A 5669-nucleotide genomic window follows, 5' to 3' on the forward strand; every position below is an offset into this window, starting at 1 on the left:
GCCCGCGCCGGCTCCGGCTCCGGCGCCCGCTCCGGCTCCGGCTCCGGCACCGGCCCCCGCGCCCGGCGCGGGCAGCGGCTCCTCGCGCGGCTCCGCCGCCTCGGGGGCCGCCGCCGTCGAGTGGGCCCGGTCCAAGGTCGGCCTGCCCTACGTGTGGGGCGGCAACGGCCCCGACGGCTTCGACTGCTCGGGCCTGACCGGCCAGGCGTGGAAGGCCGCGGGCGTGAGCATCAACCGGACGTCGCGCGACCAGTACCGCCAGGTGCAGAAGATCGGCTACGACCAGCTGCGACCCGGCGACCTGGTGTTCTGGGCGAGCAACACGAACGACCCCAGCACGATCTACCACGTCGCGATGTGGGTCGGCGGCGGGCAGATCGTCGAGGCGTCCCGGCCCGGCGTCCCGGTGCGCGTGACGTCGATGCGCTGGGGCAGCACGATGCCCTTCGCGGGCCGCCCCTGACGGCGCGCCCCTGACGGCGCTGCGCCACGCGCGGCGACGCCGCCCACGACGACGACGGCCCGGACCCCGCGCGCTGCGGGGGCCGGGCCGTCGGTCGTGCGGCGTCAGTGGTGGTCGTAGCCCGCGTCGATCGCGCGCTGCCGCGACCGCTCGATCTCGGCCTCGGCCTCGGCGCGCCCCACCCAGTGCGCGCCCTCGACGGACTTGCCGGGCTCGAGGTCCTTGTAGACCTCGAAGAAGTGCTGGATCTCCAGGCGGTGGAAGTCGGACACGTCGTCGATGTCCTGCCGCCACGCGGCGCGCTGGTCGCCCGTCGGGACGCACAGCACCTTGTCGTCGCCGCCCGCCTCGTCGCGCATGCGGAACATGCCCAGCGCGCGGCAGCGGATCAGGCAGCCCGGGAACGTCGGCTCCTCGAGCAGCACGAGCGCGTCCAGCGGGTCGCCGTCCTCGCCGAGGGTGCCCTCGATGAACCCGTAGTCGTCGGGGTAGCGGGTCGAGGTGAACAGCATCCGGTCGAGACGGATGCGCCCGGTGGCGTGGTCCACCTCGTACTTGTTGCGCTGCCCCTTGGGGATCTCGATCGTGACGTCGAACTCCACTGTGCTTTCCTCCACGGCTCCCCGCCCGGTGGCGGTGGGTCTGTCGACCTGCGGGCGCGTCGTCTCCCCGGCGCCGTCGTCAGGTGACAGTAGTCTGACGCACCGGCGCGGCGGTACCGGACCGCAGGACGAACGGGCGGGTGACGATGGCCACAGCGGCACGGGTCGCAGGCGTGGGGACGCTCGTCGTGGTGCTCGCGGCGGGCGCCTACGCGACCGCCGACGCCTACGACGTCGTCCCCGGGGTCGTGACCCTCGCACCCCCGGTGCCCGACCCGGCGCCCTTCCCGACCGCTCCCGGTGCCGTCGAGCCGACCGCGGTGCCGCGCGTCCTCGGCGACCTCGACCCGCAGGCGCCGCTGCCCGCCGCGCCGCAGGTCCAGGCGCTGGTCGACGCGCTCGTCACCGACGCGCGCCTCGGGCCGAGCGTCGGCGTGACCGTCGTCGACCAGCTGACGGGCGAGGTGCTGGCCGGCCACCAGCCCGACGCCGGCCGCGTGCCCGCGTCGACCGCCAAGGTCCTCACGGGCGTCGCGGCGCTCACCGCGCTCGACCCGGCCACGACGCTGCCGACCACGGTCGTCCGCGTCGACGCCGGCACGATCGCGCTCGTCGGGGGCGGGGACATGATGCTCGCCGCCGGCGCCGGGGACCCCGCCGCGACGGTCGGGCACGCGGGCCTCGCCGACCTCGCCGCCGCGACCGCGACGGCGCTCGCGCAGCAGGGCGTCACGACGGTGCGGCTCGTCGTCGACGACACGCTGTTCTCCGGCCCGACGCAGAGCCCCGGGTGGGACCCGTCGTACGTGCGGGACGGCTTCGCCGCACCGGTGACCGCGCTCGCCGTGGACATCGCCAAGCTGCGCGACGGCGAGTACGTGCCGCGCTCGCCCGACCCGTCGCTCGCGGCCGGCGAGGCGTTCGCGCAGCGGCTCGCCGAGGCCGGCGTCACGGTCGACGGGAAGCCGCGCCGCGGCAGCGCCACGGGCGGCCTCGAGCTCGCGCGCGTCGAGTCGGCGCCGCTCGTCGACGTCGTGCACTACTTCCTCGAGACGTCCGACAACACCATCACCGAGGTCGTGTCCCGCCTCGTCGCGCTCGACGCCGGGCTGCCCGCGAGCTTCGACGGCGGCACGCAGGCCGTGCTGCACCAGGTGAGCACGCTGGGCGTCGACACCGCCGGCGCGCGGCTGGTCGACGCGTCGGGCCTCGCGGCGGGCTCGTCGCTGTCGCCCGCGCTGCTCGCCGACGTCGTGCGCCTCACGACCGACCCGCAGCACTCCGCGCTGCGCGACGTCGCGGTCGGGATGCCCGTCGCGGGGCTCAGCGGCACGCTCTCGGGGCGGTACACGACGTCCGACGCGCGCGGCCTCGTGCGCGCCAAGACCGGCTCGCTGCCGAACGTCACGTCGCTCGCGGGCACGGCGCTCGACGCGCAGCGGCGCCAGCTCGTGTTCGTCGTCATGGCCGACCAGACCCCCGAGGGCGGCCAGTGGGCGCCGCGCCAGGCCGTCGACGCGTTCGTGTCGCAGCTCGCGTCCTGCGGCTGCCGCTGAGCGTCCCGGTCGACGGCCTCCCGTCGGTGCTGCGCCGTCGACCCGCACCGCACGGCGCCCCGGGTTACCGTGAGCCGGTGCAGCCCACCGCCCGCGGCCCCGTCGACTGGCGCGCGGCCGCGCGCCTGGCCGGCCGGGTCGCCGCACCCGGACCCGTCGCCGACCGCGCCACGCTCGTCGACCTCGTCGAGAGCCTGCGCTCCGCCGCGGCGACCGCGGCCCGCCACGTCGCGGGGACCGCGGGCATCGCACCCGCGGACGGCCGCGACCCGGCCGCCGTGTCGCGCGTCCTCGTGGTCGACCGGGCGCGCTGGGCGCACGCCAACGCCGAGGTGTTCGGCGTCATGGCCGAGCCGCTGACGACCCGCAGCGACGGCAGCCCCGTGCACGTCCCCGACGCGGCCCGCCTCGCGGCCGGCGCACAGGTCGGCGGCGTGCTCGCGCTGCTCTCGGCCAAGGTCCTGGGCCAGTACGACCCGTTCACGGCCGCCCCGGGCGCCCCGGGCCGGCTGCTGCTCGTGGCGCCGAACGTGCTGGCGGCGGAACGTCAGATGGGCGTCGACGGCCCCGACTTCCGGCTGTGGGTCGCGCTGCACGAGCAGACGCACGCGCTGCAGTTCGCGGCCGCGCCGTGGCTCGCGGACCACCTGCGGGCGCGCTCGGCGGAGCTGCTGTCCGACCTCGCCGACCTGGCCCCCGACGCCGAGCACCGCCCGACCCTGCCGCGCCTCGACGACCTGCTCGGTGCGCTGGTGCGCGCGGTGTCCGACGGCGACGGGGGCGTCCTGTCCCTGCTGACGGAGCGCCAGCGCGCCGTGTTCGACGAGGTGGGCGCCGTGATGTCGCTGCTCGAGGGGCACGCCGACGTGATGATGGACGCGGTCGGCCCGTCGGTGGTGCCGAGCGTGCGGGCGATCCGTCGGGCGTTCGAGCGCCGACGGGACGCGGGCGTGCGGGCGACCGGCCTCGACCGGCTGGTGCGCCGCGTGCTGGGCATGGACCTCAAGCTCGCCCAGTACCGCGACGGCGCCGCGTTCGTGCGGGCCGTGCGCGACCGTGTCGGGTTCGACGGGCTCAACGCGGTGTGGTCGGGCGCCGACGCGCTGCCGAGCGCGGCCGAGATCGGCGACCCCGCCGCGTGGGTGCGCCGCGTCCACGGGTGACGCGCACGCCGCGCCCGCTCCGTCACCGGTCCGGGCGGACGACGGCGCCCCGGGGTCGGGCGTGAGCGGGCCGCCGCCCGCGGTCGCGGCGGTGCGTGTCGCGGTGCGCCGCGCGCTCGCGGACGTCGAGGACGGCGCGACCGTGCTGGTCGCGTGCTCGGGGGGTGCGGACTCGCTCGCGCTCGCGGCGGGGCTCGCGTGGGAGGCCGCGGTGCGCGCGCGTGCGGGGCGCCCGCTGCGGGCCGGCGCGGTGGTGGTCGACCACGGGCTGCAGGACGGTTCGCACGACGTCGCGCAGGACGCCGCGGACGCGTGCCGTGCTCTGGGCCTGGAGCCCGTGCGCGTCGTGCGGGTCGAGGTCGGGGCCGCGGGCGGGCCCGAGGGCGCCGCGCGCACGGCCCGGTACGCCGCGCTCGACGCCGCCGCCGACGCGGTCGGCGCCGCCGCCGTGCTGCTGGGGCACACGCTCGACGACCAGGCCGAGACGGTGCTGCTCGCCCTCGCGCGCGGGTCGGGCGAGCGCGCGCTCGCGGGCATGCGCCCGGTGCGGGGCCGCTGGCGTCGCCCGCTGCTGGGGCTGCGGCGGGTCGACACCGAGGCGGCGTGCGCCGCGCAGGCGCTCGTGCCGTGGCACGACCCGACGAACGGCCGACCCGTCGACGGTGGCGCGACGACCGGTGCCGGTGCGGGGGAGGCCGTGCCGGTTCCGGTCGTGCCCGGTGCGGGGGAGGCCGTGCCGTCGGCGGGCGACCCCGCCGTGCTGCCGCTGCGCAGCCGCGTGCGGGTCGAGGTCCTGCCGCTGCTCGAGCGCGTCCTCGGGCCGGGTGTCGCGCAGGCGCTCGCCCGCACGGCCGACGCGCTGGCCGACGCGACCGACGTCGTCGACGACGCGGCGGCGCACCTGCTCGCCGCCGCCCGCGTCGGCTCGCCCGCCGACCCCGTCGTCGGTCGTGCGTCGGACCGGCCGGGCGCGACCGACGACGGGGTCGTGCTCGACGTCGCCACGCTCGCCGCCGCGCTGCCCGGCACGCGCCGGCGCGCGCTGCACGACGCGGCCCTGGCGGTCGGCTGCCCGGCGGGTGCGCTCACCCGTGCGCACGTGCTCGCGGTCGAGGCGCTCGTGCTCGACTGGCACGGTCAGGGCCCCGTCCACCTGCCGGGCGGCCGGGTCGCGACGCGCGCGTGTGGCAGGCTCTACCTGGACCGGCCGACGCGGCCGGCCGGCGCACCGGACATCTCCGGCGGCGCCCTCCCGGCCGGGCGGGGAGCCCCCGCGGCACGGCACGACGACCACGACGACCAGGAGTGAGCTGTGGACGCGGCGGACATGGGTGACGACCTCGAGCGGGTCCTGCTGAGCGAGGAGCAGCTGCACGCGCGCCTCGACGAGATCGCGGCGCAGATCGACGCCGACTACGCGGGCCAGCAGCTGCTGCTCGTGGGCGTGCTCAAGGGCGCCGTCATGGTCATGGCGGACCTCGCGCGCCGCCTGCGCGGCAACGTGTCGATGGACTGGATGGCGGTGTCGTCGTACGGCTCGGGCACCAAGTCGTCGGGCGTCGTGCGGATCCTCAAGGACCTCGACACCGACCTCACGGGCCGGCACGTGCTCATCGTCGAGGACATCATCGACTCGGGCCTGACGCTGTCGTGGCTGCTGTCGAACCTGCGCTCGCGCGGCCCGGCGTCGGTCGAGATCGCGACGATGCTGCGCAAGCCCGAGGCCGCCAAGGTCGAGGTGCCGGTGCGCTACGTCGGCTTCGACATCCCCACCGAGTTCGTCGTGGGGTACGGCCTGGACTACGCCGAGCGGTACCGCAACCTGCCGTTCGTCGGCACGCTCGCGCCGCACGTCTACCAGGGCTGACGCGCACGGCACCCGGCC

The 5669-nt window shown here is 77.3% G+C and carries 6 protein-coding genes; 5 read left to right on the forward strand and 1 reads right to left on the reverse strand.

What is annotated here, in order from left to right; all coding sequences use genetic code 11:
* Positions 1-463, forward strand: a 463-nt coding sequence (locus CS2_RS17370) for a C40 family peptidase (protein ID WP_169798667.1), incomplete at its 5' end; no start/stop codon positions are given.
* Positions 464-567: 104 nt separating this feature from the next.
* Here the strand turns inward: CS2_RS17370 and CS2_RS17375 are convergent.
* Positions 568-1065 (reverse strand): inorganic diphosphatase, encoded by a 498-nt coding sequence (locus CS2_RS17375; RefSeq protein WP_046530049.1) that lies wholly within the window; start codon positions 1063-1065, stop codon positions 568-570.
* A gap of 146 nt (positions 1066-1211) precedes the next feature.
* Here CS2_RS17375 and dacB point away from each other — a divergent pair, with 146 nt between their 5' ends.
* From dacB to hpt, 4 genes are all read left to right on the forward strand, one after another.
* Positions 1212-2621, forward strand: a complete 1410-nt coding sequence (dacB, locus tag CS2_RS17380; protein ID WP_070320921.1) for a D-alanyl-D-alanine carboxypeptidase/D-alanyl-D-alanine endopeptidase — start codon at positions 1212-1214, stop codon at positions 2619-2621.
* A gap of 77 nt (positions 2622-2698) precedes the next feature.
* Complete coding sequence (locus tag CS2_RS17385; RefSeq protein ID WP_070320922.1) at positions 2699-3784, forward strand: zinc-dependent metalloprotease; 1086 nt, start codon at positions 2699-2701, stop codon at positions 3782-3784.
* 61 nt (positions 3785-3845) lie between these two features.
* Positions 3846-5093: a tRNA lysidine(34) synthetase TilS gene (tilS, locus tag CS2_RS17390; protein WP_070320920.1), complete on the forward strand. Its 1248-nt coding sequence runs from the start codon at positions 3846-3848 to the stop codon at positions 5091-5093.
* Positions 5094-5096: 3 nt separating this feature from the next.
* Complete coding sequence (hpt, locus tag CS2_RS17395) at positions 5097-5651, forward strand: hypoxanthine phosphoribosyltransferase (protein WP_046530051.1); 555 nt, start codon at positions 5097-5099, stop codon at positions 5649-5651.
* Positions 5652-5669: the final 18 nt, after the last annotated feature.

It is taken from the genome of Cellulomonas iranensis NBRC 101100 = JCM 18110 (assembly GCF_001552375.1).
Taxonomy (GTDB): Bacteria; Actinomycetota; Actinomycetes; order Actinomycetales; family Cellulomonadaceae; genus Cellulomonas; species Cellulomonas iranensis.

Bases quoted from the DNA above. Each gene is read 5' to 3' on its own strand.
- dacB (WP_070320921.1), top strand. From the start codon at position 1,212: ATGGCCACAGCGGCACGGGTCGCAGGCGTGGGGACGCTCGTCGTGGTG.